The following is a 14560-nucleotide window of genomic DNA, read 5'->3' as shown; positions in this document are numbered from 1 at the left end:
TGGCGTCGGCGCGGTGATCCGGCATCCTTCGCTAGCTCCGCTGCCGTGGGTCGAGGATATCGCGCAGGGCATCGCCCAGCAGGTTGGTGCCGAAGACGATCAGGCTGATCGCCAGGCCGGGGAAGATCACCAGCCACGGCGCGCGGCGCACGTACTCCGCCGCCGATTCCGAGAGCATGCGGCCCCAGGACGGATGCGGCTCGGGCACGCCCAAGCCGAGGAAGGAGAGCGACGCCTCGGTGAGGATCGCCGAACCGAGCTGCGCCGTGGCCAGCACGATCAGCGGCGCCAGCGTGTTGGGCAGCACGTGGCGGATGGCGATGCGCCATTCGCTCATGCCCACGGCGCGCGCCGCCTCGACGAACGGCATCTCGCGCAGCGACAGCGCGCTGGAGCGCACGATACGCGCCACGTTGGGCGCCAGCGCGATGGCGATGGCGATGATGGTGTTGCGCAGCGACGGCCCGAGCGAGGCGGCCATCACCAGCGCCATCACCAGCAGCGGCAGCGCCTGCACGATGTCGGAGATGCGCTGCACGATGAGGTCGAACCAGCCGCCGACATAGCCGGATGCCAGGCCGAGGGCCCCGCCGATGGCGCAGCCCAGCACCGTCGCGCCGATGCCGACGGCGAGCGAGATCTGCGCGCCGTGCACGATGCGGCTGAACATGTCGCGGCCCATGAAGTCGGCGCCCAGCCAGTGGGTGGCGTTGGGCTCCGACAGCGAGGCGCGCGCGTTGGTGGCGAACGGGTCCATCGGCGCGATCCACGCCGCGAAGAGCGCGCAGACGACGAAGATGCCGAAGATCACCGCGCCGGCGGCCCCCAGCGGATAGCGCCGCGCGAAGAAGCGGATGCTGCCCCAGGTGCTGGAGATGTTGGCGCCGGCCCGGACGAGCTCGGCTTGATGGTCGATAGCGGCCATGATCGCCTCCCCTCAGTCCGAGTACCGGATACGTGGATCGAGGACCACGTACGCCATGTCGACCATGAAGTTCACTACGACGGTGACCAGCGCCATGAACAGCACGAGATTCTGCACGATCGGATAGTCGCGCCAGCGGATCGCCTCGACGAGGAAGCGCGCCACGCCGGGGATGTTGAACACCGTCTCGGTGACGATCAGGCCGCCGATCAGGAATGCGGCCTCGATGCCGATGATAGTCACCACCGGCAGCACGGCGTTGCGCAGCGCGTGCCGGTAGTTCACCGACTGCTCGCTGGCCCCCTTGGAGCGCGCCGTTCGGATGTAGTCCTGTCTCAGCACCTCCAGCATCGACGATCGCGTCAACCGCATGATCAGTGCCGAGGCCCGGAAGCCCACGGCGGCGGCCGGCACCGAGTAGAGCGCCAGCTCGGCCCACAGCGTCTCGGGCGGCGTCGTGTAGATCGGGATGTCGCCGAACCAGCGGACGGCGGCCATCAGGATCAGCAGGCCGAGCCAGAACGACGGCAGCGACAGGCCGCTCAGGCTGACGACGCGCAGGACGTAGTCGAGCGACGTGTTCTGGCGAACGGCGCTGATCACGCCCAGCGGCACGCCGATCGCCGCCGAGAACACCAGCGCCAGCCCGGCGAGCTTGGCGGTGATCGGGATGCGCGGTCCAATCTCCTCGATGGTCGGCTTTTCGGAGACGTAGGAGTAGCCGAGGTCACCCTGGAACAGGCCGATGATCCATTTCGCGTACTGCGTCCAAAGGGGCAGGTCCAGCCCGAGCTCCCTGGTGATCTTGGCCTTCTCCTCCGGGTCGACCATGCCGGCCGACTCGAAGAGGATGTCGGCGATGTCGCCGGGCACGATGCGCAGCAGCACGAAGATGACGATCGACATCCCGAACAGCGTCAACGCCATCAGCAACACACGCCGAACGATGTAAGAGCCCATGTGGTTGGCCTACGCGCTTTGGTTCCGGGAACGCGACGACGACTACTTGTCGAGCCAGACGTGCTCGAAGCGCCAACGATCGTGGATCGTGGTGGCCGCGGTGATCACTCCCTTGACCTGGGGATGCCGGGAGGCAGCACCTCGGCCATGGTGGATCACCGAGGCGCCCGGCGGCGTGTCGCGAAGCGCAATGCGCCGCGCGCCACCGAATTTCTCGGCGATCGCTATCCGCCCCAACGGACTGGACATCGTCGCTTCCTCCACGCGCCGACCCGGCGCCGTGATCGTTGTCGCGACCCGGCTCTTGCGGCCGGGGCGGATGCCGGCGCGCTCCATCGACGCGCTCCATCCGTGGCGGCGCAGTAGATCACAGCCGCCGCGATTGATGAAACGGTGAATCGTCGTTTCCCGGCGGGAAACAGCCATGTGCGGCGGCCACCAGCATCGATGACCACCGATCACCCTCCCCTCGGATTGCGATACAGCGTCGCGGAATGTGGCCGCTCCGGCCTCTCTGCGGCGACCACACGCGATACCCAGAGAATCGGACCATCGCCGGGATGGAAATCGCCGTCCGGCGCCGTCCGTGCCATGCAGGCGCCGTCAGCCCGGCTTGCGGCCTGTGATCCGGCTCAGCACGCCGGGCACAAATTCGTTGACCGTGATGCCGGTGAAGCCGGCGCGCGCGAAGAAGCCTTTGACGTCGGCTTCCGAATGCGCCTGCCCTGTGCTGTTGAACACCGCCTCGTTCAGGCCCCAGAGCGTGGGGTTGAGCGGCCCGTCGCGACTGTCGCGCATCGTCTCGCCGATCAGGTGCATCTCGCCGCCCGGCTCGAGCGCGGCGAAGGCCTTGCCGATGACGAGCTGGATGAGCTCGGGGCTGTACTGCGGCAGGTTGCTGGCCATGATCACGACGTCGGCGCCGGTCGGGAAGTCGTTGCTGGTGAAGTCGCCGGCCATGGCGGTGACTCGATCCGACACGCCGTGCTGGGCGATGAACTCGCGCGCCACGATTGCGACCGGCGGCAGGTCGAAGACGATGGCGCGCAGCTGCGGCCAGGTCTGCGCGGCGACGATGCTGTAGGCGCCCGAGCCGCCGCCGAGATCGAGGATCAGCCTGCGGCCCGACAGGTCGACCTGGCGCGCGAAGCGCCGGCCGGCGCCCATGCCGATGGAGTTGGTGGCGGTGTGGTAGCGCCGCGCATCCTCGACGGTGAAGTTCTCGTAGTCACCCAGTACCCGCTCGGTCTTCTGCCGCAGCGCTTCGGAAAGCTTCCCCCAGCGCTCCCAGCGCGGCTTGGTGAAGGTGATCCACGGACCGGCATAGCGCGGCGATCCCTTGACCAGGAAGCGCTCGACGTCGGGCGCGTTGGCGTAGGTCTCGCCGCTCTTGCGCAAGAGTTCCATCGCCGTCAGCGCCGTCAGCATGCGTTCGGCGTTGCGCCGGGTGATGTCGAGACGGCCGGCCACGGCGTCGATGGTGTTGGCGCCCTGCGAGACGGCGGTGAACAGGTCGATCTCGACCGCCGCCATCAGCGCGGCGCTCTGCTGGTAGGCCAGAGCCATCGCCTGCAGGCGCGTGGTATCAAGCCGCTCGGATGCCATGGCGTTCTCCCTCTTGCCGGGGCATCGTAACGCGCACATTCGACAAGGCCACCCCGACATGCCCCTGCACATCGGAATTGCCGCCTGCTCCGCCGAGGGCGCGGCGCTGTGCTACCGCACCATCTGCACCGAAGGCCCCGCCCTGATGGGCGGCCACGGCCATCCCGAGGTGTCGATGCACACGCCCTCGCTCGAGGACTACATGCAGCGCATCTACAAGGGCGACTGGCCGGGCGTCGGCGAGCTGATGCTGGCCTCGGCCGGGAAGCTGAAGCGCATGGGCGCCGACTTCGTGATCTGCCCCGACAACACCATCCACCAGGCGCTGCCCTTCGTCGAGGACCGCTCGCCGCTGCCCTGGCTGCACATCGCCGAGAGCGTGGCGCTGGAGGCCAAGGCGCGCGGATTCAGGCGCATCGCCATCACCGGCACGCGCTGGCTGGTCGACAGCGAAGTCTATCCGCAGAAGCTCAAGGCGCACGGGCTTGACTATCGGCGTCCCACCGTCGCGGAGCGCGACGAGGTCAACCACATCATCATGGAGGAGCTCGTGCGCGGCGTCGCCACGCCGACGGGACTCGCCGCCCTGCAGCGCGTCGTTGGTCGCCTCAGGACTGAAGGCTGCGACGCCGTGGTGCTGGGCTGCACCGAGCTGCCGATCGTCATGGACGATTCGAACTCGCCGCTGCCGACGCTGGATTCAACGCGCCTGCTGGCACGCGCGGCGCTGCGACGGTCGTTGGCCTGATGGCGACGCCGGGTGAGGTGCGCAGGCTGGAGACGCTGAGCCGCGTACGGTTGTCGGCCAACTTCTTCATGCGCGACTTCCTCTACAGCGAGACGGCGCAGATCTACGGCATCCGCAACGTGCCCGACGATCCCGAGCTCGCGATCGAAGCCGGTTCGCGGCTGTGCGAGGAGTTGCTCGAGCCGCTGCAGGCGACGTTCGGCCGGCTGGCGATCCGCTCGGCCTATCGCTCGCCCGAGATGAACGCGACCTGCAACCGGCTGAAGCTGGGCTGCGCGCGCAACGAGTACAATTTCGCGCGCCACATCTGGGACCGCCGCGATGCCAGGGGCCATATCGGCGCCTCGGCCTCGATCATCGTGCCGTGGGTCGCCGACCGATACGCGCAGGGCGGCTCGTGGCAGGCGATCGCCTGGTGGATCCACGATCACCTGCCCTACAGCGAGCTGCAGTTCTTTCCCAAGCTCGCCGCCTTCAACATCGGCTGGCACGAGAAGCCGCGGCGCACGATCTACAGCTACATCCCGCCACGCGGCTACCTGACCCGACCCGGCATTCCCGGCCACGACGACAATCACGCTGACGAATACGCCGGCTATCCTGTACTGTCGGCGAGACAACAAGCACCCGGGAGGACATCGCCATGACGCCGCTCGATGCCGACACCGATGCACAAGGTGTGACGCAGATCGAGATCGACCAGCGCATCTTCGATCTCTACGACGAGTACTGCCACGGCGGCATGGACCGCCGCGACTTCCTGCTGCGCGCCGCCGCCATCACGGTGGGCGGCCTCGCCATGGCGCAGGCGTTGCTGCCGCGCTACGTGCAGGCGCAGACCATCTCCTTCACCGACCAGCGCATCAAGGCGCGCTACGTCAACTACGCCTCGCCCGGCGGCTCGTCGGGCCAGATGCGCGGCTACCTCGTGCAGCCCACGGGGACCGGCAAGTTCCCGGCCGTGCTGGTGATCCACGAGAATCGCGGGCTCAACCCCTATATCGAGGACGTCGCGCGCCGCCTGGCCGCCGAGGGCTTCCTGGCGCTGGCGCCGGACGGATTGTTCCCGGTCGGCGGCTATCCCGGCAACGACGACGACGGCCGCGCGCTGCAGGGCAAGCTCGACCAGGCCAAGCTGCGCACCGACATGCTCAACGGCGCGCGCTACGTGAAGGCGCACGAGCTGTCTTCCGGCAAGCTCGGCGTTACCGGCTTCTGCTGGGGCGGCGGCACGACGAACTATCTCGCCGCGACACTGGGTGCCGACATGCAGGCCGGCGTGCCGTTCTACGGCGCCGCCGCCGACACCGCGTCGGTGCCGAACATCAAGGCGTCGCTGCTGATCCAGTACGCCGAGAACGACGAGCGCATCAACGGGATGTGGCCGGCCTACGAGACGGCGCTGAAGGCGGCGAAGGTATCGTACGAGATGCACAAGTACCCGGGCACGCAGCACGGGTTCCACAACAACTCGACGCCACGCTACAACGAGGCGCAGGCGAAGCTCGCGTGGGAGCGCACCATCGCCCACTTCAAGAAGCACCTCGCCTGAGGCGACGCGGCCTTCTGTCATTCCGAGCGCAGCGAGGGATCCAAGGATGGCCTGGATCCCTCGCTACGCTCGGGATGACAGGGATTGCAGCTCTTCGCGCGGAGCCCTACTTGTTGCAGGCACCGATCGACTGGGGCGCGCAGACCTTTCCGTCGATCCAGGTCGCGCCGGACAGGTTGATGCCGGCCAGATTGACGCCGTCCAGCCTGGCGTCCTTCAGGTTGGCTCTGGCGAGCTTGGCGCCCCTCACGAACGCGGCCTTGAGATTGGCGCCCTGCAGGTTGGCGCCGATCAGCGAGGCATCCGCGAGCCTTGCGCCTTCCAGATCGGCGCGCGGCAGGCTGACTTCGTCGAGCAGGGCCCCCTCCAGATTGGCGCCTCGCAGGTCGGCGGCGTCGAGCCTGGCGTAGGTCAGATCGACCTCCTTGAGATTCGCCCCGGACAGCGTGGCCTCGCGAAAATCGACGGTGGGCGACAGATCGGCACCGAGCAGGCTTGCCTTGTTCAGGTTGGCGCCGCGCAGGTTCGCCCGCCCCATCCTGGCGCCGGCCAGCAGCGCGCCTTGCAGGTTCGCGCCCTGCAGATCCTTGTCGCGCAGATCGGCGTCCCGCTTGTTGCAGCCCTGCCAGTTCACCTTCGGCCCCGGCGGATCCTGGCATCCGGCGAGAGCGATCCCCGGCGGCGCGACGAGCAGCACCCCCAGGAGGCCGGCACCGGCGGCCCATCGCGTCATGGCGCGGCCGCCACCGTGATGAACTTGTCGACGTGCGCGGGATCGGTGTCGAAGGCCGTCACCAGGCGGTAGGCCTGCTCGCCCGGGCGGTCGCTGGGCCATGGATAATACTTGAAGCCCGCGGCCTCGAGCGCCTTGTTGGCCGAGGCGGGCAGCGCGATGAAGATCTCGTTGGCCTCGACCGGGTAGAGCAGCCGCGTGCTGTTGAGTCGGCCCAGCCCTTCGGCCAGCCGCTTCGCCATGACATTGGCGTGGCGCGCATTGGCGAGCCAGAGATCGTCCGCGAGATAGGCGTCGAGCTGGGCCGAGAGCATGCGCATCTTCGAGAACAGATGTCCGGCGCGCTTGCGGCGGAACTCGAACTCGCTGGCCAGCTCGGGCTTGAAGAACACCACCGCTTCGGCGGCCAGCGCGCCGTTCTTGGTGGCGCCGAAGCTCAGCACGTCGACGCCGGCCCTCCACGTCACGTCGGCGGGCTTGCAGCCGAGATGGATCAGCGCATTGCCCAGCCGCGCGCCGTCCATGTGCAGCGACAGCTGGTGATTCCTGGCCTGCGCCGAGATCGCGCGCACTTCGTCCGGCGTGTAGCTGGCGCCGCACTCGGTCGCCTGGGTGATCGAGATCACCGCCGGCTGGGCATGGTGCACCACGCCCTTGACGTCGACGGCCAGGGCGCGCTCGAGGGTCGGCATGTCGAGCTTGCCGGCGGGCCCGTCGACGCACTGAAGCTTGGCGCCGCTGCTGAAGAACTCCGGCGCGTTGGCCTCGTCGACGTTGACGTGCGCGGCGGGGTGGCAGAACACCACGCCCCAGGGCGGCGTGAGGCAGGCCAGCGACAGCGCGTTGGCCGCCGTGCCGGTGGCGACCGGAAAGGCGACCAGCGTGTCGTGCTCGAAAGCCTGGCGCAGCCGCCGGGTGACTCGCCCGGTGATCTCGTCGGCGCCGTAGGACGACATCGGTCCGGCCCTGTACGCCGCGGCGAGCGCCTCGATGATCGCGGGGTGGGCCCCGACGGCATTGTCGCTGCGGAAATCCATGCTTATTCCTCGGAGCGCCGCGTCAGTGCCTCGATGCGATTGCCATCGGGAAGGAGCACGAAAGCGGCGTAGTAGTCGCGGCTGTAGATCTCGCGGATGCCCGGCGGGCCGTCGTCGCGGCCGCCGTTGGCCAACGCCGCGGCGTGGAACGCGCGCACAGCGGCGCGGCCGGGCGCGCGGAAGCACCAGTGCCGGTTGTCGGTCACCAGCGAGCCGCTGCTGAGATAGATCGAGATGTAGCAGAGTGGGCCGCCGCGCTCTCCATAACCTATGGCATGCTCGCGCCGATTGACCCGCGGATAGCCGAGGGTGCCGAGCACGGCGTCGTAGAAGGGCTGCGCGCGGTCGAGGTCGCTCACCGTGATCGACAGGTGATCGAGCATCAGCGCTTGCTCTCGGGGAAGCGCACCACGCCCAGCAACGCGCCAGAGGCCGGGTCGATGACGTAGAGCGCGGCGGCGCCGTCGCGCAGCCGCACCAGGGCCACGGTGCGGCCGTCGGCCGAGGTGACGCTTTCGACCTTGGCCCCCTCGGGGATCGCCACCGTCGCCTCGCCGAAGCTGCGTGACCTGGCGACCGCCAAACCAGGCGCCGTCGGCGCGCCGGCCTGTGGCGGATCGCTCGCGGGCGGTCTAACAATGCGCCGGCCAAGCTCGACGAACACGACGATGAACCCGACGGCGATCACGACGCCCATGAAGATCACGAGCGCCTTCAGCCAGCCGATGTTGCGTCCGCTCTGCTGCGCCATGCTTTCCCCGCGACCGCTCCCGACGTGACCCAGCCCGACGGGCCAGCGCCCGGCATCCATCGCCATGCAGCCAGCGAGGCCGACGCCGGCGACCGCCTCGACCGCGCAATCGCGTCCTGGCTGCCGGGCCTGTCGCGCAGCCGCGCCAAGGCGCTGATCGAGGCCGGCCGGGTGTCGCTGCTCGCCGCCGGCGAAGGGCGCGCGACCTTGGCCGACGCCTCCCGCAAGGTCAAGGCAGGCGAGTCGTTCGAGATCGACGTGCCGGAAAGCGCACCCGCCGTGCCACAAGCGCAGGAGATCGCGCTTTGCATCCTGCACGAGGATGCCGACCTGATCGTGCTCGACAAGCCGGCCGGGCTGGTCGTCCACCCCGCTCCCGGCAATCCCGACCGGACCCTGGTCAACGCGCTGCTCGCCCATTGCGGCAACAGCCTCAGCGGCATCGGCGGGGTGCGCCGGCCGGGCATCGTGCACCGCCTCGACAAGGACACCTCGGGCGTGATGGTCGTGGCCAAGAATGACCGCGCCCACCATGCGCTCAGCGAACAGTTCCAGGCCCACAGCATCGAGCGCGCCTACCGCGCGGTGGTCCATGGCGCGCCGACCCCCCCGGCCGGCACGATCGAAGGCAATATCGGCCGCCACAGGACCGACCGGAAGCGCATGGCCGTGGTCGTCAGCGGCGGCAAGCCGGCTACCACCCGCTATCGCGTGCTCGAGCGCTTTGGCGAGCCGGCGCGGCCAGTCGCCAGCCTGGTCGAAGCCGAGCTGCTCACCGGCCGCACCCACCAGGTGCGCGTCCACCTCGCCCATCGCGGCCACCCGCTGATCGGCGACCCGGTCTATGGCCGCGGCCGCGCCGCGCGCGGGGCCGGTGCGCCGGCCTTCGGGCGGCAGGCCCTGCACGCCTTCCGGCTGGGCTTTGTGCACCCGCGAAGCGGCACCGCACAAAGATTTGAGAGCCCGCTGCCGGCAGACATGGATAGGCTGCTCAAAATTCTTCGCACTTGAGCTTTAGCAATTCTCGTGTGCTAACTTAACGACGTTAGGTTAGGCTTCCAGTTGTCCCCAGAGGCGTCCCCGACCGCCTTGCTATCGTCACAATTCCTGAGCGCTATGGTCGGGTATTCTTGACGGGGAGGGTATATCCAAGGATAATTGGCACTCTAACCGGTGGAGTGCCAAGGAACTGGGCTCAAACCGGATGCTTAGGAACTCTATCGGGCTGTCGATGCCGCTTCGCGGGTCGCCGGCCAGAAGGAGGGAGATTATGGCTACCGCCGCTGCTTTGCCGGCCCTCGCCGGCACCCTGTCGCCTGAAGGCAACCTCACCCGGTACCTCCAGGAAATCCGCAAGTTCCCGATGCTGGAGCATGACGAGGAGTTCATGCTCGCCAAGCGTTGGCGCGAGCATGAGGATTCCGACGCGGCCCATCGCCTGGTCACCTCGCACCTGCGCCTCGTCGCCAAGATCGCCATGGGCTATCGCGGCTACGGCCTGCCGCTGGGCGAGCTGATCTCCGAGGGCAACCTCGGCATGATGCAGGCGGTCAAGCGTTTCGACCCGGACAAGGGCTTCCGCCTGGCGACCTACGCCATGTGGTGGATCCGCGCCTCGATCCAGGAATACATCCTGCACAGCTGGTCGCTGGTGAAGATGGGCACCACCGCGGCGCAGAAGAAGCTGTTCTTCAACCTGCGCCGGCTGAAGGGCCAGATGCAGGCGATCGAGGACGGCGACCTCAGGCCGGACCAGGTCAAGCAGATCGCCACCAAGCTCGGCGTCGCCGAGGACGAGGTGGTGAACATGAACCGCCGCCTGGTGCCCGACCAGTCGCTCAACGCGCCGATGCGCGCCGACGGCGAGTCGGAGTGGCAGGACTGGCTGGTCGACGACAGCGACAACCAGGAGGTCCGCTTCGCCGAGTCGCAGGAGCTCGAGCAGCGCCGCGCGCTCCTGTCGGGCGCCATGAAGAGCCTGTCGGAGCGCGAGCGCCACATCCTCACCGAGCGTCGCCTGGTCGACGAGCCCAAGACGCTCGAGGAGCTCAGCGACAAGTACGGCATCAGCCGCGAGCGCGTGCGCCAGATCGAGGTGCGTGCCTTCGAGAAGCTGCAGCGGGCGATGAAGAGCGCGGTGGCCGCCGCGGCCAACGCGCCGGCGCGCAACCCCGTGCACGCCTGATCGCGCATATCGGCTAGTATCGAAGGCCCCGCTGCGGCGGGGCCTTCGTCGTTTCGGGGCCGATCATGAGCCTTCTGTCGCTGCGCGCCGGCCGCCTTCGGCTCGACCTCGCCCCCGATTGCGGCGGCTCGATCGCGCGCTTCGCCGTCGCGGGCAAGGGGGACATCCTGCGGCCCGCGACCGCCCAGGCGCTCGCCTCGGGCAAGGGCAACGACACCGCCTGCTATCCACTGGTCCCCTACTCCAACCGCATCGCCGGGGGCCGGCTGACGGTCGCCGGCCAGACCATCACACTGGCGCCCAACTGGCCCGGGCAGCGCCACCCCATGCATGGCGATGGCTGGTCACATCCCTGGGAGGTCGCGGCCAGTGATGAATGCTCCGCCCGGTTGGTCTACGAACACGACGGCACCCACGGATGGCCGTACCGCTATGTCGCACATCAGAAATTCACCCTTCACGACGACACTCTTTGCGTCGCGATGAATCTGGCGAACCTCGAGCGTCACGCCGTCCCCGCCGGTATCGGCCTGCACCCGTTCTTCACGCGCGACGCCGATAGCGACCTCACCTGTCGCACGACTGACGTGTGGCTCACCGATGCCGAAGTGATTCCCACCGAGCGCATACCGGTGCCGGCGTCATGGGATTTCAGCCAGCCCTGCCGTATCGACGATGTGGCGCTCGACAATTGCTTCGATGGCTGGGATGGCCGCGCGCGCCTGCGCTGGCCATCGCGCGGGCTGGCGGTCGATCTGTCGGCGACGGACATCTTCCGCCACCTCGTGATCTTCACGCCGCCCGCGCGTCCCTTCTTCTGCATCGAGCCGGTCAGTCACGCCAACGGGGCAATCGGTTCAACCCGACTGATCGTCGATGACGAACTGCTTGGCGACATCACCTTCGCCGTGCGCGACCTTTAGGCCGCGGCGACGGCGCCGGCGCCCTCGCGCGTGGCCTTCACCGCCGCCTTGGCCGCCTGCGACAGCAGGCCGGCGTCGTTGGCGATGGTGACCAGGCGGAAGCCCATGCCGATCATGCGCGCGGCATAGGCCGGGCTGCCGTTGTGCAGGCCGGCGAACTGGCCGCGCTTGGACGTCGCCGCCAGCATCTTCTCGTAGATGCCGAGGATCTGCGGCTCCTCGCGGTCCAGCCGCGGCGCGAGGCCGAGCGACAGGCCGAGATCGCTGGGCCCGATATAGATGCCGCTGATGCCGGGCACGTCGAGGATGGCGTCGATGTTGTCGATCGCCTCCTGCGTCTCGATCATCGGGATGACCAGCACCTCGTCGTTGGCGGTCGCCTGGTAGGGCGTCGCCTCGCCGTAGGCGCCGGCGCGGATCGGGCCGTTGCTGCGCTTGCCCTTGGGCGGATAGAGGCAATAGGAGACCAGCGCCCTGGCTTCGGCGGCGTTGTTGACCATCGGGCAGATCACGCCCCAGGCGCCGCCGTCGAGCACCTTGCCGCAGATGCCCGGCTCGTTCCACGGCACGCGCACCAGCGGCGTGATCGGATGCCGGTCCATCGCCTGGAAGCAGCGCACCATGCTGTGGTAATCCTGCACGCCGTGCTGCATGTCGACGGTGACGCTGTCCCAGCCGCACTGCGCCATGGTCTCGGCCGCGAAGCCGTCGGGAATCGCCAGCCAGCCGTTGACGCAGGCCTTGCCGGCAGCGAGCCGGCGCTTGAGCATGTTGGGCATCCGTTTCTCTCCCCTACTCCACAATGCTCCGTTCAGTCCTTGAACGGATCGGTCATCAGGATCGTGTCCTCGCGCTCCGGCGATGTCGACAGCAGCGCCACCGGGCAGCCGATCAGCTCCTCGACGCGGCGCACGTACTTCACGGCATTGGCCGGCAGCTGCACCCAGGAGCGCGCGCCCTTGGTGCTCTCGTTCCAGCCCTCGAAGATCTCGTAGACCGGCTTGATGCGTGCCTGCGCGCCCATGGTGAAGGGGAAGCGCTCGATGCGCTTGCCGTCGAGCTCGTAGCCGACGCAGACCTTGAGCTCGCTCATGCCGTCGAGCACGTCGAGCTTGGTCAGCGCGATGCCGTCAATGCCGTTGAGCTTCACCGCCTGGCGCACCATCACCGCGTCGAACCAGCCGCAACGCCGCTTGCGCCCGGTATTGACGCCGAACTCCATGCCGCGCTGCTGCAGGCCGTCGCCAATCGCATCGAACAGCTCGGTCGGGAACGGCCCGTCGCCGACGCGCGTGGTGTAGGCCTTGGCGATGCCCAGCACGTAGCCGACCGCGCCGTTGCCCAGGCCGCTGCCGATCATCGCCTGCGCCGCCACGGTGTTCGACGAGGTGACGAACGGATAGGTGCCGTGGTCGATATCGAGCATGGTCGCCTGCGCGCCCTCGAACAGGATGCGCTTGCCGGCGCCGCGCAAGGCGTCGAGGCGCTCCCAGACATCCTCGGCGTAGGGCAGGATCTGCGGTGCCAGCGCACGCAACTCGGCGAGCAGCGCGGCCGGCTCGACCAGCGGCTTGCCGAGCCCGGTGCGCAGCGCGTTGTGGTGGGTCAGCAGGGTGTTGACCTTGCGCTCCAGGATGTCGTCTTCGGCGAGGTCGCCGACGCGAATCGCGCGGCGGCCGACCTTGTCCTCGTAGGCCGGGCCGATGCCGCGGCGCGTGGTGCCGATCCGGATCGTGCCCGGCACGTCCTCGCGCCAGCCATCGAGGTCGCGATGCAGCGGCAGGATCAGCACGGCGTGGTTGGCGATCTTCAGCGTCTTGGGGCTGACCTCGACGCCCTGGCCGTTCACCCGCTTCACCTCCTCGAGGAAGTGCCAGGGGTCGACGACCACGCCATTGCCGATCACCGACAGCTTGCCCGGGCGCACCACGCCCGACGGCAGCAGCGCCAGCTTGTAGGTCTGGTTGCCGATGACGAGCGTATGGCCGGCGTTATGGCCGCCCTGGAAGCGCACCACCACTTCGGCGCGCTCGCTGAGCCAGTCCACGATCTTGCCCTTGCCCTCGTCGCCCCACTGGGCGCCGACGACCGCCACGTTCGCCATGTCGATCCCCGCACACGAAAAACGCCCCTCCGGGCCGTTGACCTGAAGGGGCGTGGCCGTACCTAGCACGCGAGGGCGGGCGTGGGGAGTGGGATAACGCCGCAGATCAGAAATACGCGATCAGCCGGCCGCTGATCGCCACGCCGAACCAGAAGGCGATCGACAGCGCCGCCTGCGCCCGCCCCAGCGCCGGCGGCGCGCTGTCCCAGCCCTCCAGGGCATGGCGCCACAGGCCGCGGAAGGCGATGGCGTTGGCGATGCCCAGCGCGAAAAGGGCCGCCTTGATCAGGAACACGTTGTTGGCGACCAGCGCCGCGGCGTCGGCAATGAACAGCAGCAGGCCGCTGACGATCTGCAGCAGCAGGCCCGTGATGGCGATCGGGGTCAGCGTGCGCGACAGCCCCGCGACCGACACCGCGCGGCCGATGCCCAGCAGGCGCAGGTCGAGCGCGACGATCGGCCCGACCAGCAGCGCCAGCCCGACGATGTGGCCGAGATTGGCCAACGGATAGATCCACGTCGAATCACGCAGCATGAAGGAGAATCCGGACGCCTCGAGCGCGGCGGCCAGTGCCGCGAGCCAGCCCGCGTCCATGCCGATGTCCATGGCCGGCGCGCCTCAGCGCAGCTCGACCGTCTTGCCGCCCTCGGTGGTGATGCGCTCCGCGCGCATCTCGCCATCGTGCACCCGGCTGGCGTAGCCGACCAGGGTCACGACCTTGCCGACCGCGAGCTCCTCGCGCGGCAGGCCGCGCGACTGCATGCGCGACACCGGCGCCAGGATCGCGGTCCACTTCTTGCGCTCGACCTCGACGACGATCTCGCCGTGCGGGTTCTGATACTTCGATTCGAGGATGGCGCCCTTGAGCGTCAGCGTCTTGCCGGCGTCGTAGCTGCTCCAGCCGTGATGCGCGGCGGCCGGGCTGGCCAGCGCGGCGCCCGACAGGACGAGGAGCGATCGGCGGCGTAGAGTCATCGCGATCTCCATTTTGGGAGCGCCGGCGTCCCGCCGGCTCTTTTCATGATGCCGGCGGGAC

18 protein-coding genes are annotated in these 14560 nt (G+C 68.5%); 6 read left to right on the top strand and 12 right to left on the bottom strand.

The window, feature by feature from the left end:
* Nucleotides 1–31: 31 nt before the first annotated feature.
* The 4 genes from KF889_22225 to KF889_22210 all read right to left on the bottom strand — a co-directional run bounded on the left by KF889_22225 (nt 32) and on the right by KF889_22210 (nt 3490).
* Nucleotides 32–925, bottom strand: a complete 894-nt coding sequence (locus KF889_22225; GenBank protein MBX3502167.1) for an ABC transporter permease — start codon at nt 923–925, stop codon at nt 32–34.
* A gap of 12 nt (nt 926–937) precedes the next feature.
* Nucleotides 938–1885, bottom strand: coding sequence for an ABC transporter permease (locus KF889_22220; protein ID MBX3502166.1), 948 nt, complete (start codon nt 1883–1885; stop codon nt 938–940).
* 42 nt (nt 1886–1927) lie between these two features.
* Entirely contained in the window at nt 1928–2311 is a 384-nt protein-coding gene (locus KF889_22215; GenBank protein MBX3502165.1) for a hypothetical protein, read from the bottom strand.
* Between the two features lie 177 nt (nt 2312–2488).
* On the bottom strand, nt 2489–3490 hold the full coding sequence (locus KF889_22210) for a methyltransferase domain-containing protein (GenBank protein MBX3502164.1): 1002 nt from the start codon (nt 3488–3490) through the stop codon (nt 2489–2491).
* Between the two features lie 58 nt (nt 3491–3548).
* On the opposite strand from KF889_22210, the gene KF889_22205 reads away from it, so the two are divergent.
* The 3 genes from KF889_22205 to KF889_22195 are packed head-to-tail and all read left to right on the top strand — an operon-like array spanning nt 3549 to nt 5790.
* The gene (locus KF889_22205) at nt 3549–4238 is read left to right on the top strand and encodes an amino acid racemase (GenBank protein ID MBX3502163.1); all 690 of its coding nucleotides are present in this window, start codon (nt 3549–3551) and stop codon (nt 4236–4238) included.
* Complete coding sequence (locus tag KF889_22200; protein MBX3502162.1) at nt 4238–4885, top strand: hypothetical protein; 648 nt, start codon at nt 4238–4240, stop codon at nt 4883–4885. The genes KF889_22205 and KF889_22200 overlap by 1 nt, the downstream gene beginning before the upstream one ends.
* Nucleotides 4882–5790, top strand: a complete 909-nt coding sequence (locus KF889_22195) for a dienelactone hydrolase family protein (GenBank protein ID MBX3502161.1) — start codon at nt 4882–4884, stop codon at nt 5788–5790. Before KF889_22200 ends, KF889_22195 begins: the two co-directional genes overlap by 4 nt.
* Nucleotides 5791–5896: 106 nt before the next feature.
* Here the strand turns inward: KF889_22195 and KF889_22190 are convergent, their stop codons facing one another.
* From KF889_22190 to KF889_22175, 4 genes are read right to left on the bottom strand one after another with little or no spacing between them, the layout of a single operon-like run.
* Nucleotides 5897–6523, bottom strand: a complete 627-nt coding sequence (locus tag KF889_22190) for a pentapeptide repeat-containing protein (protein MBX3502160.1) — start codon at nt 6521–6523, stop codon at nt 5897–5899.
* A complete protein-coding gene (locus KF889_22185; protein MBX3502159.1) occupies nt 6520–7560 on the bottom strand; it encodes a low specificity L-threonine aldolase in 1041 nt (346 codons plus the stop codon). Before KF889_22185 ends, KF889_22190 begins: the two co-directional genes overlap by 4 nt.
* A 2-nt stretch (nt 7561–7562) precedes the next feature.
* On the bottom strand, nt 7563–7943 hold the full coding sequence (locus tag KF889_22180; protein MBX3502158.1) for a VOC family protein: 381 nt from the start codon (nt 7941–7943) through the stop codon (nt 7563–7565).
* Complete coding sequence (locus tag KF889_22175) at nt 7943–8311, bottom strand: hypothetical protein (protein ID MBX3502157.1); 369 nt, start codon at nt 8309–8311, stop codon at nt 7943–7945. The genes KF889_22180 and KF889_22175 overlap by 1 nt, the downstream gene beginning before the upstream one ends.
* Here KF889_22175 and KF889_22170 point away from each other — a divergent pair.
* The 3 genes from KF889_22170 (at nt 8300) to KF889_22160 (ending at nt 11419) form a co-directional block, all read left to right on the top strand.
* Nucleotides 8300–9322, top strand: coding sequence for an RluA family pseudouridine synthase (locus KF889_22170; protein ID MBX3502156.1), 1023 nt, complete (start codon nt 8300–8302; stop codon nt 9320–9322). The two genes, KF889_22175 and KF889_22170, sit on opposite strands and share 12 nt — an antisense overlap.
* Before the next feature lie 259 nt (nt 9323–9581).
* Nucleotides 9582–10496 carry an RNA polymerase sigma factor RpoH gene (rpoH, locus tag KF889_22165; protein ID MBX3502155.1) on the top strand — a complete coding sequence of 305 codons (915 nt, stop codon included), beginning with the start codon at nt 9582–9584 and terminating at the stop codon, nt 10494–10496.
* A 65-nt stretch (nt 10497–10561) separates the two neighbouring features.
* On the top strand, nt 10562–11419 hold the full coding sequence (locus tag KF889_22160) for an aldose 1-epimerase (GenBank protein ID MBX3502154.1): 858 nt from the start codon (nt 10562–10564) through the stop codon (nt 11417–11419).
* Here KF889_22160 and KF889_22155 read toward each other — a convergent pair.
* From KF889_22155 to KF889_22140, 4 genes are all read right to left on the bottom strand, one after another.
* Complete coding sequence (locus tag KF889_22155; protein ID MBX3502153.1) at nt 11416–12198, bottom strand: 2,4-dihydroxyhept-2-ene-1,7-dioic acid aldolase; 783 nt, start codon at nt 12196–12198, stop codon at nt 11416–11418. The genes KF889_22160 and KF889_22155 overlap by 4 nt on opposite strands.
* A 32-nt stretch (nt 12199–12230) precedes the next feature.
* Nucleotides 12231–13523, bottom strand: a complete 1293-nt coding sequence (locus KF889_22150; GenBank protein MBX3502152.1) for an adenylosuccinate synthase — start codon at nt 13521–13523, stop codon at nt 12231–12233.
* Nucleotides 13524–13629: 106 nt separating this feature from the next.
* A complete protein-coding gene (locus KF889_22145; protein ID MBX3502151.1) occupies nt 13630–14055 on the bottom strand; it encodes a hypothetical protein in 426 nt (141 codons plus the stop codon).
* An 87-nt stretch (nt 14056–14142) separates the two neighbouring features.
* Nucleotides 14143–14499 carry a hypothetical protein gene (locus KF889_22140; GenBank protein ID MBX3502150.1) on the bottom strand — a complete coding sequence of 119 codons (357 nt, stop codon included), beginning with the start codon at nt 14497–14499 and terminating at the stop codon, nt 14143–14145.
* Between the last annotated feature and the right edge of the window lie 61 nt (nt 14500–14560).

Source organism: Alphaproteobacteria bacterium (assembly GCA_019635875.1).
GTDB lineage: Bacteria > Pseudomonadota > Alphaproteobacteria > Reyranellales > Reyranellaceae > JAFAZJ01.
The sequence above is the reverse complement of the archived record's forward strand: the minus strand, read 5'-3'. Positions and strand labels throughout refer to the sequence as shown.

Coding starts and splice junctions, on each gene's coding strand:
- KF889_22225 (MBX3502167.1), bottom strand. CDS start 925: ATGGCCGCTATCGACCATCAAGCCGAGCTCGTCCGGGCCGGCGCCAAC.
- KF889_22220 (MBX3502166.1), bottom strand. CDS start 1,885: ATGGGCTCTTACATCGTTCGGCGTGTGTTGCTGATGGCGTTGACGCTG.
- KF889_22215 (MBX3502165.1), bottom strand. CDS start 2,311: ATGGCTGTTTCCCGCCGGGAAACGACGATTCACCGTTTCATCAATCGC.
- KF889_22210 (MBX3502164.1), bottom strand. CDS start 3,490: ATGGCATCCGAGCGGCTTGATACCACGCGCCTGCAGGCGATGGCTCTG.
- KF889_22205 (MBX3502163.1), top strand. CDS start 3,549: ATGCCCCTGCACATCGGAATTGCCGCCTGCTCCGCCGAGGGCGCGGCG.
- KF889_22200 (MBX3502162.1), top strand. CDS start 4,238: ATGGCGACGCCGGGTGAGGTGCGCAGGCTGGAGACGCTGAGCCGCGTA.
- KF889_22195 (MBX3502161.1), top strand. CDS start 4,882: ATGACGCCGCTCGATGCCGACACCGATGCACAAGGTGTGACGCAGATC.
- KF889_22190 (MBX3502160.1), bottom strand. CDS start 6,523: ATGACGCGATGGGCCGCCGGTGCCGGCCTCCTGGGGGTGCTGCTCGTC.
- KF889_22185 (MBX3502159.1), bottom strand. CDS start 7,560: ATGGATTTCCGCAGCGACAATGCCGTCGGGGCCCACCCCGCGATCATC.
- KF889_22180 (MBX3502158.1), bottom strand. CDS start 7,943: ATGCTCGATCACCTGTCGATCACGGTGAGCGACCTCGACCGCGCGCAG.
- KF889_22175 (MBX3502157.1), bottom strand. CDS start 8,311: ATGGCGCAGCAGAGCGGACGCAACATCGGCTGGCTGAAGGCGCTCGTG.
- rpoH (MBX3502155.1), top strand. CDS start 9,582: ATGGCTACCGCCGCTGCTTTGCCGGCCCTCGCCGGCACCCTGTCGCCT.
- KF889_22160 (MBX3502154.1), top strand. CDS start 10,562: ATGAGCCTTCTGTCGCTGCGCGCCGGCCGCCTTCGGCTCGACCTCGCC.
- KF889_22155 (MBX3502153.1), bottom strand. CDS start 12,198: ATGCCCAACATGCTCAAGCGCCGGCTCGCTGCCGGCAAGGCCTGCGTC.
- KF889_22150 (MBX3502152.1), bottom strand. CDS start 13,523: ATGGCGAACGTGGCGGTCGTCGGCGCCCAGTGGGGCGACGAGGGCAAG.
- KF889_22140 (MBX3502150.1), bottom strand. CDS start 14,499: ATGACTCTACGCCGCCGATCGCTCCTCGTCCTGTCGGGCGCCGCGCTG.